Annotated in this window: 16 protein-coding genes and 2 pseudogenes; 11 read left to right on the top strand and 7 right to left on the bottom strand. The window is 70.4% G+C overall.

Translation table 11 applies throughout. From position 1 onward, the window contains the following. Window positions 1-137: 137 nt before the first annotated feature. Window positions 138-944 carry an SDR family NAD(P)-dependent oxidoreductase gene (locus tag ABD292_RS32610; protein ID WP_344214123.1) on the top strand — a complete coding sequence of 269 codons (807 nt, stop codon included), beginning with the start codon at window positions 138-140 and terminating at the stop codon, window positions 942-944. Between the two features lie 26 nt (window positions 945-970). Here the strand turns inward: ABD292_RS32610 and ABD292_RS32605 are convergent, their stop codons facing one another. Further along, window positions 971-1,621, bottom strand: a complete 651-nt coding sequence (locus tag ABD292_RS32605; RefSeq protein WP_344214121.1) for a TetR/AcrR family transcriptional regulator — start codon at window positions 1,619-1,621, stop codon at window positions 971-973. 114 nt (window positions 1,622-1,735) lie between these two features. Here ABD292_RS32605 and ABD292_RS32600 point away from each other — a divergent pair, with 114 nt between their 5' ends. Genes ABD292_RS32600 through ABD292_RS32585 form a run of 4 tightly spaced genes read left to right on the top strand, consistent with a single transcriptional unit; the run spans window position 1,736 to window position 5,312 of the window. Then, entirely contained in the window at window positions 1,736-3,163 is a 1,428-nt protein-coding gene (locus tag ABD292_RS32600; protein WP_344214119.1) for an MFS transporter, read from the top strand. A gap of 16 nt (window positions 3,164-3,179) precedes the next feature. Next, on the top strand, window positions 3,180-3,899 hold the full coding sequence (locus tag ABD292_RS32595) for an alpha/beta fold hydrolase (protein ID WP_344214117.1): 720 nt from the start codon (window positions 3,180-3,182) through the stop codon (window positions 3,897-3,899). Window positions 3,900-3,930: 31 nt separating this feature from the next. Continuing rightward, on the top strand, window positions 3,931-4,131 hold the full coding sequence (locus tag ABD292_RS32590; protein ID WP_344214115.1) for a ferredoxin: 201 nt from the start codon (window positions 3,931-3,933) through the stop codon (window positions 4,129-4,131). Further along, window positions 4,128-5,312: an NAD(P)/FAD-dependent oxidoreductase gene (locus ABD292_RS32585; RefSeq protein WP_344214113.1), complete on the top strand. Its 1,185-nt coding sequence runs from the start codon at window positions 4,128-4,130 to the stop codon at window positions 5,310-5,312. The genes ABD292_RS32590 and ABD292_RS32585 overlap by 4 nt, the downstream gene beginning before the upstream one ends. 81 nt (window positions 5,313-5,393) lie before the next feature. On the opposite strand, the gene ABD292_RS32580 is transcribed toward ABD292_RS32585, so the two are convergent. After that, window positions 5,394-6,041: a TetR/AcrR family transcriptional regulator gene (locus ABD292_RS32580; RefSeq protein WP_344214111.1), complete on the bottom strand. Its 648-nt coding sequence runs from the start codon at window positions 6,039-6,041 to the stop codon at window positions 5,394-5,396. 292 nt (window positions 6,042-6,333) lie between these two features. Here ABD292_RS32580 and ABD292_RS32575 point away from each other — a divergent pair, with 292 nt between their 5' ends. The 6 genes from ABD292_RS32575 (at window position 6,334) to ABD292_RS32550 (ending at window position 12,787) form a co-directional block, all read left to right on the top strand. Further along, on the top strand, window positions 6,334-7,119 hold the full coding sequence (locus ABD292_RS32575) for an SDR family NAD(P)-dependent oxidoreductase (protein WP_344214109.1): 786 nt from the start codon (window positions 6,334-6,336) through the stop codon (window positions 7,117-7,119). A 22-nt stretch (window positions 7,120-7,141) separates the two neighbouring features. Continuing rightward, on the top strand, window positions 7,142-8,365 hold the full coding sequence (locus ABD292_RS32570) for a cytochrome P450 (protein WP_344214107.1): 1,224 nt from the start codon (window positions 7,142-7,144) through the stop codon (window positions 8,363-8,365). A 7-nt stretch (window positions 8,366-8,372) separates the two neighbouring features. After that, window positions 8,373-8,567 (top strand): ferredoxin, encoded by a 195-nt coding sequence (locus tag ABD292_RS32565; protein WP_344214106.1) that lies wholly within the window; start codon window positions 8,373-8,375, stop codon window positions 8,565-8,567. 1 nt (window position 8,568) lies between these two features. Next, window positions 8,569-10,029, top strand: coding sequence for an aldehyde dehydrogenase (locus ABD292_RS32560; RefSeq protein WP_344214104.1), 1,461 nt, complete (start codon window positions 8,569-8,571; stop codon window positions 10,027-10,029). Beyond that, window positions 10,026-11,099 carry a zinc-binding dehydrogenase gene (locus ABD292_RS32555; protein ID WP_344214102.1) on the top strand — a complete coding sequence of 358 codons (1,074 nt, stop codon included), beginning with the start codon at window positions 10,026-10,028 and terminating at the stop codon, window positions 11,097-11,099. The genes ABD292_RS32560 and ABD292_RS32555 overlap by 4 nt, the downstream gene beginning before the upstream one ends. A gap of 104 nt (window positions 11,100-11,203) precedes the next feature. Beyond that, the gene (locus tag ABD292_RS32550) at window positions 11,204-12,787 is read left to right on the top strand and encodes an MDR family MFS transporter (RefSeq protein ID WP_344214100.1); all 1,584 of its coding nucleotides are present in this window, start codon (window positions 11,204-11,206) and stop codon (window positions 12,785-12,787) included. Here ABD292_RS32550 and ABD292_RS32545 read toward each other — a convergent pair. The 5 genes and pseudogenes from ABD292_RS32545 to ABD292_RS49055 form a co-directional block, all read right to left on the bottom strand. Next, window positions 12,759-14,357: a tyrosine-type recombinase/integrase gene (locus ABD292_RS32545; protein ID WP_344214098.1), complete on the bottom strand. Its 1,599-nt coding sequence runs from the start codon at window positions 14,355-14,357 to the stop codon at window positions 12,759-12,761. The two genes, ABD292_RS32550 and ABD292_RS32545, sit on opposite strands and share 29 nt — an antisense overlap. Window positions 14,358-14,587: 230 nt before the next feature. Next, the gene (locus ABD292_RS32540; protein WP_344215034.1) at window positions 14,588-14,926 is read right to left on the bottom strand and encodes an alpha-L-rhamnosidase N-terminal domain-containing protein; all 339 of its coding nucleotides are present in this window, start codon (window positions 14,924-14,926) and stop codon (window positions 14,588-14,590) included. Between the two features lie 85 nt (window positions 14,927-15,011). After that, window positions 15,012-15,431: pseudogene (locus ABD292_RS32535) on the bottom strand (MFS transporter); the annotation flags it as partial. 341 nt (window positions 15,432-15,772) lie between these two features. Continuing rightward, window positions 15,773-16,111, bottom strand: coding sequence for a helix-turn-helix transcriptional regulator (locus tag ABD292_RS49060; protein WP_425565224.1), 339 nt, complete (start codon window positions 16,109-16,111; stop codon window positions 15,773-15,775). 262 nt (window positions 16,112-16,373) lie between these two features. Further along, window positions 16,374-16,697 (bottom strand): annotated as a pseudogene (locus ABD292_RS49055) (AraC family ligand binding domain-containing protein); the annotation flags it as partial. Between the last annotated feature and the right edge of the window lie 187 nt (window positions 16,698-16,884).

Here is a 16,884-nt window from a genome sequence, read left to right as displayed (position 1 = left end):
TGCGTCCGGTAGGGCTGTAGTCTGGGCGATGACCACGCCCCAGGTCAATGAGGGGGCCGCCGTGCAGCGCCAGCTACTAAATCGCATGATTTACTGTGGCGAGTCATGTGATTCAACGGTTTGTGGACGGAGCTTCCATGAGCAAGGTCTGGTTCATCACGGGCACGTCGCGGGGTCTTGGCCAGCGCTTCGCCGAGGCGGCGCTGGCGCGCGGCGACCAGGTCGCGGCGACCGCCCGCGATCTCGATACGCTGCAGGACCTCGTCGCTGCGCACGGCGACGCGGTCCTGCCGCTGCCCCTGGATGTGACCGACAGGGCGGCGGCGACCGACAGGGTCCGGCGCGCCCACGAGCACTTCGGCCGCCTGGACGTCGTCGTCAACAACGCCGGCCACATCGTGCACGGCGCCGTCGAGGAGCTGGAGGAGCAGGACCTGCGCGACCAGCTGGAGACGAATCTGTTCGGGCCGCTGTGGGTGATCCAGGCGGCACTGCCCCTCCTGCGCCGCCAGGGCGGCGGTCGCATCATCCAGATCTCCAGCCTCGCGGGCGTGGCCGCCTACCCCACGCTGGGCGCGTACCACGCCTCGAAGTGGGCGCTGGAGGGCATCAGCGAGTCCCTGGCCGGCGAGGTCGCCCAGTTCGGCATCAAGGTCACCATCGTCGAGCCCGGCGCGTACAGCACGGGCCTCGGCACCGGCGCGGTCAAGTCCGCTCCCCTGGCGGAGTACGACCATCTGCGGGAAGCGCTCTCGACCGGATCGCACGCTCGCGAGCTGGGCGACCCGGCATCGGCCGCACAGGCCCTGCTGCGCATCGCCGACGCCGAGAACCCGCCGCTGCGGGTCGTCTTCGGCGCCCATCCGTACCAGGCCGCCCGGCGGCTCTACGCCGAGCGGCTGGACACCTGGGCCGAGTGGGCCGAGGTGTCCGCCCAGGCCTGAGAACCCCGGAACGGCGAGCGGGCCGGTCAGGACCGGGGGGTCACCGGAGCCTGCCACATGCCGGCGATCGCGTCGATCAGGACGGCGGCGAGGTCGTCCCAGCTCGGCTGGCGGGTGGAGGTGCCTTCGGACAGGGCGCGCTCCCGTTCGACGCACATCTGCACGATCGCGTACCGGGCCATGACCCAGCGCTGCTCGCGCACGGCGGGCGGCAGGTCGGCCAAGCACCGGTTGACGCCGTCCACGAGCAGCCGCAGCGACGGCGACGGCAGCGACTCCTCGACGGTGATCTCGAACAGCGCCGGGTCGGCCATCACCTGGGCGCGGAAGCGGGCGTACCAGCTGGGGCTGCCCTGGTCGTCCAGATGCCGGGTGAGCGGGAGCACCAGGCAGCCCACCCAGTCGCGGACCTCGGTGGAGCCGGCGATGTCCGCCACCATCCACACCCTGAGCCGTTCCATCTCCTCGGCATGCTTGCGCGCGATCGCGCGTACCAGGTCGGCCTTCGTGCCGAAGTGGTAGCCCACCGCGGCGCTGTTGCCCTGCCCGGCGGCCTCGCTGATCTGGCGGTTGGAGACCGCGTGCACCCCGTGCTCGGCGAACAGCCGTTCGGCGGTCGTCAGGATCAGCTCCCGCGTCGCGCTTCCACGCTCGGGCCGCGCCGTCCTGCTCGCCATCGCTCACTCCTTCACGCCAGGCCGTCATCGACCACAGGGACCAATCACCTCAAGCATATGGTTCAATGAAGTAAATCGCACGATTTAAATTGTTCGCATGGCTGGAGACCCTCCATGTCCCTCACTCTTGCTCCACCTGCCGATCCCCACAGCTCCGCCCCGCCACGGCCCGCCGTGATCGTGGGCATTCTGGCCTTCGCCGGGATCGTCACCGCCTCGATGCAAACCCTGGTGATCCCGCTGGTCCCGAAGCTGCCCGGGCTTCTCGGCGCCTCAGCCGCCGACGCCAGCTGGGCGGTGACCGCCACCCTGCTCGCCGCCGCCGTGGCGACTCCGGTCGTGGGACGGCTGGGCGACATGTTCGGCAAGCGCCGCATGTTGCTGGTCAGCCTCGCCCTGCTGACGGTCGGCTCGGCGATCGCCGGTCTGTCCACCGACCTTACGCCGATGATTATCGGACGCGTGTTGCAGGGCCTGTCCGCCGGAGTGATCCCGCTCGGCATCAGCATCATGCGCGACGAGCTGCCGCCCGAACGGCTGGGCGCGGCGACCGCGACGATGAGCTCGTCCATGGGGGTCGGCGGCGCCATCGGGCTGCCCGCCGCCGCGCTGATCGCCGACCACGCCGACTGGCATGTGCTGTTCTGGATCTCGGCCGGGCTGGGCGCCATCGCCGCCGTGCTGGTGCTCACCCTCATCCCCGAGTCCCGGGTCCGTACGGGCGGGCGCTTCGACCTGATCGGCGCCGCCGGGCTGTCGGCCGTCCTGGTGTGCCTGCTGCTGGCCATCTCCAAGGGCACCGACTGGGGCTGGACCAGCGGCCTGACCATCGGCCTGCTCGTGGCGGCCGTCGTCGTGCTGCTGGCCTGGGGCTGGTGGGAGCTGCGCACCCGGCAGCCGCTGGTCGACCTGCGCACCACCGCCCGCCGTCAGGTGCTGCTGACCAACCTGTCCTCGGCCATGTTCGGCTTCGCGATGTTCGGCATGTCACTCGCCTTCCCGCAACTGCTGCAGCTACCGGCCGCCACCGGCTACGGGCTCGGGCAGACGATGCTGGCCGTCGGCCTCGTCCTCGCACCGCAGGGACTGGTGATGAGGGTCGTCTCCCGCTGGTCGGCCCGCATCTCCGCCGCCCGGGGCCCGAAGGTCACCCTGATGCTGGGGGCTCTCGTGGTCGCCGCCGGCTACGGCCTGAGTGTCGTGCTGATGTCGGCCATCTGGCAGCTCGTCCTGGTCTCCTGCGTCATCGGCGCGGGCGTCGGGTTCGCCTACGGCGCCATGCCCTCGCTCGTCATGGCCGCGGTCCCGGTCTCGGAGACCGCCGCCGCCAACAGCCTCAACACCCTCATGCGAGCGATCGGCACATCCGTCTCCAGCGCCGTGGCCGGCGCCGTCCTGGCCAGCCTGACCATCACCCTCGGCGGCGCCGCCTTCCCCTCCCAGAACGGGCTGCGCCTGGTCCTGGCGATCTGCGCGGCCGCCTCCCTGCTCGCCCTCGCCATCGCCGCCTTCCTGCCCGCCAAGAACACTGCAACTCACTGATCGAAGGAGAACACTCATGGCCACCTACGTACTCGTCCACGGCGGCGCGCACGGCGGCTGGTGCTACCAGCGCGTCGCCCGCATCCTGCGCGGGGCGGGACACGAGGTGCACACCCCCACCATGACCGGCGTGGGCGAGCGGGCCCACCTGCTGCGCCCGGACATCGACCTCGACTTCCACATCAAGGACATCACCACGGTGCTGGAGTACGAGGACCTGCGCGAGGTGATCCTGGTCGGTCACAGCTACGGCGGCATGGTCATCACCGGCGTCGCCGACCGCGCCACCGACCGCATCGGCCACCTCGTCTACCTCGACGCCGCCACCCCGGTCAACGGCGAGGCCCTCGCCGACGTCTCCCCAGGATCGATGCGGGCCGCCCGGGCCGCCGGCCGCGTGGTCGACGGTGTCGAACTCGTCCTGTGGCCCGGCACCGAGCCGATCCCGCACTACGGCGTGACCGACCCGGCCGACATCGCCTGGCTGACCGAACGGCTGACCCCGCACCCGTACAAGTGCTTCGAACAGCCGCTGCGCCTGTCCAACGAGGCCGCGCTGTGGGACCTTCCGCAGACCCACATCCTCTGCACCAACACCCTCCCCCACCGCGACCCCGCCCGCATGGCGAAGGCCGCCGCCTCCGACCGGGTCTGGGACATCGACACCGGACACGACCTGATGATCACCGAACCCAAGGCCGTCGCCGATCTGCTTCTACGGGTCGCCGCCGCCTGAACCCCCACCCACGCAGAAAGGAAGATCGACCGTGAAAGTCACCATCGACGAGGACAAGTGCTGCGCCGCCGGCACGTGCGTGCTGCTCGCGCCGGAGGTGTTCGATCAGCGCGACGAGGACGGCGTCGTGATCCTGCTGGACGAACGGCCCGCCGAAGAACTGCACCCGGTGGTCCGCGAGGCCGCCGACGTCTGCCCCGGGGCCGCGATCCTGGTGAGCGAGGACGCGTGAGCGTCCCCAACGACGTGCTCGTGGTCGGCGCCTCCGCCGCCGGCCTGGCCACCGTGGAGGCCCTGCGGCGCAAGGGCTACGCGGGCCGGGTGACCGTGCTGGGCGCCGAGCCGCACCTGCCCTATGACCGGCCGCCGCTGTCCAAGCAGGTCCTGGCAGGAAGCTGGGAGCCCGAGCGCGCCCAGCTGCGGCCCCCGGCCGTGCTGTCCGCGCTGGACGCGGACTTCGTGCTCGGCGACCCGGCGACCGGCTTCGACGCCTCGGCGCGTGCGGTGCGCACGGCGTCGGGGCGGGTGCTGAGCGCGGACGCGGTCGTGGTGGCCACCGGTTTGCGTCCCCGGACGCTGCCCGGCCAGGACGGGCTGGTCGGCGTGCACGTGCTGCGCAGCCTCGACGACGCGCTGGCTCTGCGGATGGACCTGCTGTCCTGCACGCGCCTGGTGGTGGTGGGCGACGGGGTGCTCGGCGCCGAGATCGCCGCCACCGCGTGCGGCCTGGGTGTGCCGGTCACCCTGGCCGGCCCGCAGGCGGCGCCGCTGGCCCTCCAGCTCGGCCGGCCGGTCGCGGACCTGCTCGCCGAGCTGCACACCGAACGCGGGGTCGAGCTGCGGCTCGGCGCCGCGGTGACCGGGCTGGCCGAACGGCAGGGCCGCGTCACCGGCGTGCGCCTGGAGACCGGCGAGGTGCTGCCGGCCGACGTCGTCGTGGTGGCGTTCGGCGCCGCGCCGGCCACCGAGTGGCTCTCCGGCAGCGGCCTCGAGCTGGACAACGGGCTGGTCTGCGACTCCCGCTGCCGGGCGGCGGAAGGCGTGTACGCGGCCGGCGACGCGGCCCGCTGGCACCACGAGACGCTGAGCCGGCCGGTACGCCTGGAGAACCGCACCAACGCCACCGAACAGGCCATCGCCGTCGCCGGCAACCTGCTGGGCGAGGACCGCCCTTACACGCCCATCCCCTATTTCTGGACCGACCAGTTCGACGCCAAGATCCACGTGCACGGGATGCCGTCCCCGGACGCCGAGGTGTCCATCGTGGAGGGCGCCCTGGCCGAGCGCCGGTTCGTGGCCGTGTACCGGCGCGACGGCCAGGTCACGGGCGTGCTGGGCTGGAACATGCCCAAGCAGGCCCGCCAGCACCGGCAGCAGCTCACCGCGGCCTTCCAGCTCGCGGGGCCGGCCTGATACGCCTCCAGCCGCGCTTGTCAGGGGATCGGGGTGGGTCGCAATCTGACCCCCTCGGCCTCCTGCTGTCGCAGCAGACCCTTACGACGGCGTGCCGTGGACGGGCGCCTGCCAGATCGCGACGATCACCTCGATCAGAGCGTCGGCGGTGTCCGTCCAGGTGGGACGGAAGGTGGGGGCGCCCTCGGCGAGAGCCCGTTCCCGCTCGACGCACATCTGGGTGACCAGATGGCGGGCCATGGTGACGCGTTCGTGCTGCACCTCGGCGGGCAGGCCGGGCAGGCAGCGGGCCAGGCCGTCCTGGAACAGCCGGACGATCGGGGCGGCGGTAAGGGCTTCGTCGATCATGATGGCGCTGAACGCGGGGTCGGCCATGACCTGGGCGGTGAAGCGGGCGTACCAGGTGGGGGTGCCCAGGCTCTCCAGGTGCTCGGTGTACGGCCGGACCAGGCACGCCACCCAGTCGCGCGGGTCGGTGGAATCGCCGAGGCCGGTCATCATGCGTTCACGGCGGCCCTCGATCTGCTCGGCGTGCTTGCGGGCGATGGCCCGGATCACGTCCGCCTTGGTGCCGAAGTGATAGCTGACAGCGGCGTTGTTGCCGTGGCCGGCGGCCTCGCTGATCTGGCGGTTGCCGACGGCGTGCACGCCATGTTCGGCGAACAGCCGCTCGGCCGCGCTCAGCAGCGCCTCCCGGGTCGCGCTGACCTGCTCGTCTCGTCGTCTCATCCTGCTCTTCATCGTCTTCCACCGCACCGGGACTGCGCGCCAGCCTGCCACGGCCCAGTCCCTCAGGTCGCCGCGGGTCCTTCGCCGTGCCGGCGAGGTGTGACGGGAGGACAGCTTACGCACAGGCGGGCCGAATGGCCGTTCCAACTGCGGGTCCTGGGTTGACAGGTGTCCGCCCCTGTGACAATTTAAATCAATCCGTTTATTTAAATCAACCACTCGACTTACTTGCTGGGTAGCCGTACGCGGCCCGTCCCGCTGTCTGCCTGGCCCCACCTCATAGGGAGCTCACATGACAAACGCCGATGACCTGGCCGGCGTACTTCGCCCACCCGGCGGGCTGCTCGAAGGGAAGGTCGCCGTGATCACCGGCGCCGGCGCGGGGATCGGTCAGGTCTGCGCGGCGGTGTTCGCCGGTGAGGGCGCGAAGGTGCTCGCCGCGGACCTGAGCGGCGGCCAGGACGACACGGCCGCCGCGCTCGGCCCCTCGGTGAGTCCCTTCCGCGTCGACGTGCGCCGCGAGGAAGACGTCGAGGCGATGTTCGCGCGCGCCATCGAGGTGTTCGGCCGGGTGGACGCGCTGGTCCACGTGGCCGGCATCCCGGGCAGCCGCCGCAGCGCCGAGATCACGACCGAGGAGTACGAGGACCTGACCTCGGTGCACCTGCGCGGCACGGTCCTGTGCGACAAGCACGCCGTGCGCGCCATGGTCCCCACCGGCGGCGGCGCCATCGTCAACTTCTCCTCCGCCGCCTCGCTGAACGTGGACGAGCGAATCTCGATGGCCTACTCCGCCGCCAAGGCCGGCGTCAACGCCCTCACCAAGGCCATCGCCGTGCAGTACGGGCCGCAGGGCATCCGCGCCAACGCGGTGGCGCCCGGCTTCACCCTCAGCAAGAAGAACTTCGCCGCGCCGCCCGAGATCATGCGCGAACTGGCCGGCAAGGCGGCACTCGGCCGCGCGGGGCAGCCGCAGGAACAGGCCAACGTCGCGGCCTTCCTGGCCTCTGACCTCGCTTCGTTCGTGACCGGAGTCATCGTGCCCGTCGACGGCGGCTGGTCCGCGAAGCTCGCCTGAATCACATCTCACAGGAGGAACCATGACGACAATTCCCGACTACGACATCGCCCGCCCGGCGACCTGTCCGCTGGATCCCGCCCCCGCGATGCGGGCCCGGCAGGAGGAGGGCCCGCTGACCCGGGTCCGGCTGTGGGACGGTAGCACGCCGTGGCTGGTCACCGGCCACGCCGAACACCGCGCCGTGCTCGGCAGCTCCAAGGTCAGCGTCTCCCCTTTCAACGGCATCCCCCGCCTCTCACCTGCTGAGGCGGCCGCGATGGAGGGCATGGCCAAGCAGGAGAACGCCGGCGGCATCGGCTTCATCATGATGGACGACCCGGAGCACGCCCGGCTGCGCCGCATGGTCACCTCCGCGTTCACCATCAAGCGGGTCGAGGCCATGCGGCCGGAGACCCAGAAGGTCGCCGACGACCTGATCGACGCCATGCTGGCCGGGCCGAAGCCCGCCGACCTGGTCGAGGCGTTCGCGCTGCCGCTGCCGTCCCTGGTGATCTCCAACCTGCTCGGCGTCCCGTACGACGACCACGACTTCTTCCAGTCCAACAGCAAGGTCATCATCAACCGCACCTCGACTCCCGAGCAGCGGGGGCAGGCTCAGCGGAATCTGGGCCAGTACCTGGACGGGCTCATCGGCGAGAAGCTCACCAATCCCGGCGACGACCTGCTGTCCGGGCTGGTGGAGCGGGTCAACAGCGGTGAGCTGACCCGGCCGGAGGCCGCCCAGATGGGGGTGTTGATGCTGTTCGCCGGCCACGAGACCACCGCCAACATGATCACTTTGGGCACGCTGGCCCTGCTGCAGAACCCCGACCAGCTCGCCCTGCTGCGCGACAGTGACGACCCCAAGCTGATCACCTCGGCGGTCGAGGAACTGCTGCGCTACCTCACCATCACCCACGGCGGCCTGCGCCGCGTCGCCATGGAGGACATCGAGATCGCCGGCCAGGTCATCAAGGCCGGCGAGGGCATCGTCGTGGTCAACGAGACCGCCAACCGCGACCCGGCCGCCTTCCCCGACCCCGACCGGCTCGACCTCACCCGCGACGCCCGCCGCCACGTCACCTTCGGCTTCGGCGTGCACCAGTGCCTCGGCCAGCCGCTGGCCCGCATGGAGCTGCAGGTCGCCTACCTGGCCCTGCTGCGCCGCATCCCGACCCTGGCGCTCGCCGCCGACGTCGAGCAGATCCCGTTCAAGCACGACGGCTTCGTCTACGGCGCCTACGAGCTGCCCGTCACCTGGTAAGGACCCCATGAAAATCATCATCGAGCAGGACAAGTGCGTCGCCTCCGGCCAGTGCGTGATGGCCGCCGACGACGTGTTCGACCAGCGCGACGAGGACGGCATCGTCGTGCTGCTGAACGAGACCCCGTCACCCGAGCGGCTCGCGGACGTCCAGCAGGCCGCCCTGGTCTGCCCCGCCCTGGCCATCACCGTAGAGGAGTGAAGTGAACGATCAGCTGATGTACCGGCGCGAGTTCTACGTCGGCGGCGAGTGGGTCAAGCCCGCCGGTGACGAGGTGCTGAAGGTGGTCTCCCCCTCCAGCGAGGAGGTCGTCGGCGAGGTGCCCGTGGCGACCGTCGAGGACATCAACCGCGCCGTGGCCGCCGCCCGCGCCGCCTTCGACCACGGCCCCTGGCCCCGCATGACCCCTGCCGAGCGGGCCGACGTGCTGGTCCGCGCCGCCGACCTGGTCAAGCAGCGCGCCGCCGAGATCGCCGAAGTGCTGGTGGAGGAGATGGGCGTGGCCAGCAGCCAGGCCCCGTTCCAGACCGCCACCGTCGCCCCGGTCTTCGAGTACTACGCCGAACTGATCCGCACCTACGACTTCGACCGCCTGGTGCGCCGCGGCGACATGGCCGGGCTGGTGACGTCGGAGCCGGTGGGCGTGGTCGCCGCGATCGTGCCGTGGAACGCCCCGGTCACGCTGTCGGCGTGGAAGCTCGCCCCGGCGCTGGCGGCCGGCTGCACCGTGGTGCTCAAGCCGCCGCCGGAGACGCCGCTGAGCCCGTACATCCTGGCCGAGGTGCTGCACGAGGCGGGCGTCCCGGCCGGGGTCGTCAATGTCGTGCCCGGCGACCGCGCGGTCGGCGAGCACCTGGTCACCCACCCGGGCACCGACAAGGTCGCCTTCACCGGCTCCACCGCCGCCGGAAAGCGGATCATGAGCCTGTGCGGGAACCAGATCAAGCGGGTCTCGCTGGAGCTCGGCGGCAAGTCGGCCGCGGTCCTCCTGGACGACGCCGAGGTGGAGACCATCATCCCCAAGCTGGTCGGCGGCGCCATGCACAACTCCGGGCAGGTGTGCGCGGCGCAGACCCGCGTCCTCGTCCCCCGCTCCCGCTACGCCGAGGCCCTGGAGGCCGCCGCCGCCAAGGCCGTGACCGTGCCCGTCGGCGACCCGCATGACCCGGCCACGGTGGTGGGCCCGCTGGTGGCCGAGCGGCAGCGCGAGCGCGTGGAAGGCTACATCAACCTGGACGAGGGCTTCCGCGTGGTGGCCGGCGGCGGACGTCCTCGTGACCTGCCCAAGGGCTGGTACGTCGAGCCCACCATCCTCGGCGACGTCGACAACTCGATGCGGGTCGCGCAGGAGGAGATCTTCGGTCCCGTCCTGTGCCTGATCCCGCACGACGGCGACGACGACGCCGTCCGCATCGCCAACGACACCCGCTACGGCCTGTCCGGCAGCGTCTGGTCCGCCGACCCGGCGCGTGGCCTGGCCGTCGCCCGGCGGCTGCGCACCGGCGGAGTCATCGTGAACGGCAGCCCCTCCCCCATGCCGCTGACCCCGTTCGGCGGCTTCAAAGAGTCCGGCCTCGGCCGCGAACTCGGCCCCGAAGGGCTGCAGAGCTTCCTCGAACCGCGCACCATCGGCATTCCTCCGCACCTGGGAGACTCCCTGTGAAAGTCGCCGTCTCCTACGAGCCGAACCAGCCACTCGTCCTGGAAGACCTGCCCACCCCGAAGATCGGCCCCCGCGACGTGCTGGTGAAGGTCGCGGCCAGCGGCATCTGCCACACCGACCTGACCTCCATCAACCGCGCCGAACGCACGTCCCCGATCGTGCCAGGCCACGAAGCCTGCGGCACCGTCGAGGCCGTCGGGCCCGACGTGCGCCGCGTCAAGACAGGCGACCGCGTGCTCGCCTCCGTCTCACCCGCCTGCGGCTCCTGCTGGTGGTGCGTCAACGGCATGTCCAACCACTGCGAACGCGGCGCGGTACGGATGGCGCCCCGCTTCGACCTGCCCGACGGGCGGCAGGCCCCCGCGCTGTGCGGGTGCGGCTCGTTCGCCGAGGCCATGGTCGTGGACGAGGCCACCGTCGTCGCCGTACAGACCGACCTGCCCGACGAGCAGCTCGCCCTGCTCGGCTGCGGCGTGATGACCGGCGTCGGCGCCGCGCTCAACACCGCCCAGGTCCAGCCCGGCTCCAGCGTCGCCGTCGTCGGCTGCGGCGGCGTCGGCCAGTCGGTCATCCAGGGCGCGCGCATCGCTGGCGCTGCCGTCATCATCGCCATCGACCCCTCCCCCGGCCGCCGCGAGGCCGCCCTTCAGGCAGGCGCCACCCACGCCCTCGACCCCGCCTCCTGCGATCCCCTCGAAGAAGTACGGGCTCTCACCGGCGGGCGCGGCGCCGACCACTCCTTCGAGGCGGTCGGGCTGCCTGAGCTCATCGTGCAGGCCTTCAACCTGGCCCGGCCGGAGGGCACGGTCACGCTCATCGGCATGCCGCCGAAGATGGACGCCACGCTGACGCTGCCCGCGATGGCGGCCATCTTCACCGGCAAGCGCATCCAGGGCTCGGTCGCGGGCGGCTCGCAGATCCTGCGCGACTTTCCCCGCTACATCCGGCTGGCCGAGACCGGCCGGATCGACCTGTCCTCGATGGTGTCCAAGCGCATCACGCTCGATCAGGTCAACGAGGGGATCGAGCTGATGGAACGGGGTGAGGGCGTCCGCACCGTCATCGTCTGAGTCCGCACCGCGACGCGACACCCGCACCGCGGCCGTCCTCACCGCGGCGGGGCGGCCGGCCATCCCGGCCGCCCCGCCGTGATCCCTCACCCTGGAGCCATCCCGTGCAGAACCCCACCGCGGCGAACGAGGCCGCCACGAAGCGGCAGGTGCTCGTGGCGCTCAGCGGCCTGCTGCTCGCGCTGTTCGTCGCCACTCTCAGCAGCACCGTCGTCACCACCGCCCTGCCGAAGATCATCGGTGCGCTGGACGGCACGCAGACCCAGTACACCTGGATCGTCACCGCCACCCTGCTCACCACCACCGCCACCACCCCCATCTGGGGCAAACTGGCCGACCTGTTCAGCAAGAAGACCCTCGTCCAGGCCGCTGTGGTCGTCTTCGTGCTCGGCTCGCTCGCGGCCGGCCTCAGCCAGGACCCCGGCCAGCTCATCGCCGCCCGCGCCGTGCAGGGCATCGGGGTCGGCGGCGTGCAGGCCCTCGTGCAGATCGCGATCGGCGCGATGATCCCGCCCCGCGAGCGCGGCCGCTACAGCGGCTATCTCAGCAGCGTGACCGCCGCCTCCACCATCGGTGGGCCGCTGCTCGGCGGCCTCATCGTGGACACCTCGTGGCTGGGCTGGCGGTGGTGTTTCTACCTCGGCATCCCCATCGCCGCCGTCTCCTTGTTCATCCTGCAGAAGACGCTGCGCCTGCCTGTCATCCGCCGCGCCGAAGTCAAGATCGACTATCTGGGTGCGGCCCTCATCGCCGCCGGCATCAGCGTGCTGCTCATCTGGATCTCCTTCGTCGGCGACGCCTTCGCCTGGGGCTCCTGGCAGACCGCCGCCATGCTCGCCGGCACCCTGGTGCTGCTCGCCGCCGCACTGTGGGTCGAGACGCGCGCCGCCGAACCCATCGTGCCGCTCGCCATCGTCAAGCAGCGCACCACCGCCCTGGCCATCATCGGCAGCCTCGCCGTCGGCACCGCCATGTTCGGCGCCGCCGTCTTCCTCAGCCAGTACTTCCAGGCCTCCCGCGGCTACAGCGCCACCCAGGCCGGCCTGCTCACCATCCCCATGATGGCCGGCATCCTCATCTCCTCCATCGTCGCCGGCCGGATGATCAGCAAGAGCGGCAAGCTGAAGCCGTACATCCTCACCGGCACCATCCTGCTCACCGGCGGGTTCGCCGGGCTCGGCCTCATCGACCACACCACCCCGATCGCCCTCATGAGCGTGGCCATGCTCGCCGTCGGGCTCGGCGTCGGCATGACCATGCAGAACTTCGTCCTGGCGGTGCAGAACGCCGTGCCGCTCAAGGACATCGGCACCGCCAGCTCCACCGTCTCCTTCTTCCGCTCCCTCGGCGGCACCATCGGCGTCTCCGTACTCGGCGCCGTCCTGGCCCGCCACGTCGAGGACCTGACCACCCACGGCACCGCCGTCCGCGCCGCCTACGGCGACGCCACCGGACGCATCTTCCTCATCTGCGCCGCCGTCGCCGCCCTCGGCATCCTCGCCGCCGTCCTGCTCAAGCCGGTCACCCTCCGCACCAGCCTCGACAAGCCCGACTCGGCTCCAGCGGTCGCCCGAGCGGTCGCCATAGCGACCGAGGCCGCGGACGGAATCCCTGCCCTTGATCAAACCACGCTCGGCCCCGAGCAGGGTGATGACGATCTCATCCGCGACCGGACACGATCGGAGTGACGGTACCCGCGGGCAGAGTGATCAATCGAGGCTCCCCAGCGGCTGGGGCGGCGCTGATCAGAGCAGCGGTGGATTCGGCCGCGGCGCGGGCGACCTCGGGGTAGACGCTGGTGTAGGTATCGCGGGTGAAGGTGGACGAGACGTGACCGAGAGTTTCCTGTACGACCTTCAAATCCACTCCGGCGGCCAGCATGAGGGAGGCCGCACCGTGGCGAAGATCGTGCAGCCGCACCGGTGGCAGTCCCGCTTCGAAAGCGAGCCGGTAGAACTGGTCGCTGAGGTGTTGCGGATGGAGTGGTCGACCGATCTCATCAGTGAAGACGAAGCCGCTGTCGGCCCATGCCTCTCCCGCCGCGAGCCGCTCGGCGGTCTGGTTGCGGCGGTGGGTACGCAGGACGGTGACCGTGTCGGTGTCCAAGGCGATGACGCGGTCGCTGGCCTCGGTCTTCGGCTTGCCCTGGATCGTTTCCCAGCCAAGCTGGGTGATCTGCCAGTGCACTCCGGCACTGCCTGCCTGGAGGTCGACGTCCTTCCAGCGCAGCCCGGCGCCCTCGCCTCTACGCAGACCTCGCAGCGCGATCAGCCGGTACAGCGCGAACAGCCGGTGTGTGGCTGCGCGGGCGAGGAAGGCTGAAGTTTGTGCCGGGGTCCACACCATCACCGATGAGGGGCGCGGCGTGGAGATATAGACGTTGATCGGATTACCTCGGCCGCCGCCGCGGCGCTGCTGTTCGACGCTTAGCCGCTGGTGCAGATCTTGGTTCCAGGCGGCGACGCGTTCGTCGGTCCACACCAATGCCTTCGGCTTGTCGGCATCCGGGAGTTCCACCACCGCCGCCGGGTTGAAGTCGATCAGCCGGTCCTGTTTGATCGCGATGTTCAGCGCGTGCCGGAGGGTTGCGCGGATACGGTGCATGGTGCTCGGCCCGACCGGCCGCCGGTATCGTACCTTCGCCCGTTGCTCGGGATCGTCGCTGGCGCGGGCGGTGGCGATGACGTCGTTGAACTCCTCGATCGCGTCGAACATGCCCGCCACGTCCGAGACCCGCAGCCGATCCAGCCGGATGTCGCCCAGATAGGGGACGAAGTAGAGCCGGATATGGGCCTCGTACGAGCGGCGGGTGGTGGCGTCGATCTTCCGCTTGCGGCGCAGAAACTCAGTCATCCATTCCGCCACCGTGACCGTGGGGTTCAGGTCCTGGTGCGTGCGCACCTTGCGGCGTACTTCCTCTACCGCAGGCAGCGTGCGCGTTCCCTTGAGCGTGGCGAGCATCAGTTCGGTGATCTTCCGCCGTATGTGAGGGTCCTCGTCCAAGGACAGCAGGGCGCAGGCGTGCTCAAGCTCGGCCTCCGCCTCCTTGACCTCGGTGAAGCCCTGGCGGCGCAGCGGGTTCCGCCGCCGCCCGTCGGCGTATGGAGGTAGCTCCAGTTGGTAGGCCCAGGTGCCGTGCGTGGTACTCCAACGTTCTCTCTTCCCTCCTGGGCGGCGCAGGTTCGGGCACTTCTTGCCGAGTTTCTTCCCGCTCGCCTCATCGCGGCAGGAACACGTCTTATAGATGGTGCCGTTCATCGTCGTGATGGCCTTTCTCCGTTCGGCTTGTCTCTTTGTTCGCGCCCACTCGCCCAGCTCTGACCCAGGGGTGCCGCAACAGTGTCCGCGGGGTCGTCGGATGCGCGGGTAGCCGTATCGACGCCCACCTTCATGGCCCGGGTCAAGCGATATCCGCTGGTCACCGCGGCATTATCAGAATGGGCCGCAGGTCCCTGTCACCTCTTCAAATACCGGCTCGAAGTCGCGAATTAGGACAGCGCAGCAGACCAAAACCTGGTCAAGCCAGTAGACGATGTACGGGGCCCAGCGTGTCCCGGTGCGTCGCGGCAGAAGCTACTTCGGCACAGCTGAGCTGTCGACCACCTCGGCGTCGACCCTCGCCACCTACACGTCGGCGGCGCCAGCGCGGGCGGGGTCCTCGCGCGCTCCATCGTGCCGTCGTCGTGGACGAGCTCCAGCTGGGCCAGCCAGGCGAGCCAATCGCCGTACAGGGCCCGCTTGCCCTCGAAGCCCAGCCGTCCCCGGTACCAGCCGTCGCCCAGCGTCGCGCCCAGGCAGTTGGTCCCCACGCGCAGCAGATCCGTCACGTCGAAGGTCTGGTAGCGCAGGCGGTGCTGATAGGCGGTCCAGCCGGGTGCCAGCACCCGCCAGGTCGAGCACCTTGCGCTGGTCGCGGGGCAAGGGCCGGTCGGACATCGTCACCACCAGCAGCAGCACGGCGGCACAGGCCACCAGGGCCGGTACGAGGAACAGCAGCAGCGGCGAACCGGCCAGCGCGCCCGACACCTGGGATCCGGCCACCCCCGCGATCTGGGCGGTGAATCCGAGCAGACCGCCGACCTTACCGTGTTGCTCCTCGGGCACCTGGTCCGGCATCACCGCCAGCAGCGAGGTCTCGATGAACGTGATGCCGACCTGCGCGACGACGTAGCCCAGCAGCACACCCGGGACCGTCTGGAGCACGGCGGTAAGCACCGCTCCGGCGGTCGGCACCGGCATGCCCGCCAGCATCCATCGCCTGCGCCGGCCGAGGCGGGAGGTGGTGTCGTCGCTCAACAGGCCCACGACCGGGGCGGCGATGATGTTGAGCAGCGTGCCGATCCCGATGCCAGGCCGAGCGCCGCCTCCTTGCCCTCAGGATCGATCTGCTGCAACCGGATGGCCAGGGAGGCCAGCACATAGACGGTGATGAAACCACCGCTCGCCCCTGGCCGGCCGCGCGGGCGGAGCGGCTGCCGCCGGGGGCGGGGGCGCGGGCCCGGACATCACACTCTCCATTTGATCGTTTTAAGCGGTCCTGCGTGTGTGGCGAGGCAGAGACGGAGGACAGGTGCCGCACCAACGTCACTAACACATGCCAGTGGGTGCGGGGAACGTAACATCGCCGCCACTGGGCGGCAAGAGCGGCAGGGGTCACGAAATGGGCTCCGAGCTCAGGACTCCGCGTGCAGCCAGGTCCGGAGGAAGGCCGAGTCGTCGCTGAAGCGGCTGCGGTACGCCCGCGCGCTCAGCCCGAAGTGGGCCTTGAAGCGACGCGCGAAGTAGTTGGGATCCGGCCAGCCCACCGACGCGCCGATCTGCGAGATCGGCCGGTCGTCCTGCAGCAGCAGCGCGGCGGCGGCCTCGGCTCGCTGCTGGGCGAGGTAGGCCATGGGCGGCAGCCCCACGGCCGACTTGAACAGCCGCACGAGCGAGCCGGGCACCATGGGGAGCTTTTCTGCCAGCTCGCGCAGCGTCCAGGGATGAGCCAAGTCGCCCTCCAGCAGGCGCATGGTCTTGGCCACGGCCGGGTGCGGCGACGCCGGCGGGCTCAGCCTGCTGTTTCCCTCCTTGGCCACGACCCTGGCCAGGGCACTGAGGAACAACGTCAGGTGGCCGATGACGTCGCCGCGGTGCAGCGGACCGGCCGCCGAGCCCAGCCCGTCGAGCGCCCGCAACGGCGTCATGCACGCCCGCAGCGCCGCGTCGTCGAGTTTCGCCGTGAGCATGCCGCGCCGACCGAGCGAGTAGGGGGCGGTCCACAGCAGGTGTCCCAGCAGCGGGTCCTCCCTGGCCCAGGCGAGTTCGCGCTGCAGCAGGCCGGGCCGGAAGCAGCAGTTGTACAGCACCAGGTCCGCGCAGCGCTCGTACTCGTGCCAGGACGCCGGGCCGCAGCAGGACGACGTCACCCACGGCGAGCGCCTGCCGGCCGGCGAGCGAGTGGTGCGTGCCGGTGCCCGCGACGACGACCGCCACCTCCAGGAAGCTGTGGGTGTGTGCAGGATAGGACTTTTCATGGACGTGCCTTCCCGCGTAGGCGAGCGACCCGTCGGTGAAGTAGACGAGTCCACTGACGTCCTCAACGGGAGATATGTGCATGCAGGCACGATAGCCCTCACAGGGGCGAGTTGTTAATTTCGTGCTACTTCCGGTTAACGATGGCCTACCGGCCCGGTGAGCCGCGAGCGCATCATCCTCACTACGCGACGCGCGCATCCCCTTCCTCCTTCCGGTGCCCCGTCGCGTCGCACATTCTCTATTAAAACGTTTTATCGAGAGGGACGAT

Source organism: Nonomuraea bangladeshensis, assembly GCF_039529455.1.
Lineage (GTDB): Bacteria > Actinomycetota > Actinomycetes > Streptosporangiales > Streptosporangiaceae > Nonomuraea > Nonomuraea bangladeshensis.
This window is presented reverse-complemented; position numbering and strand designations above follow the sequence as displayed.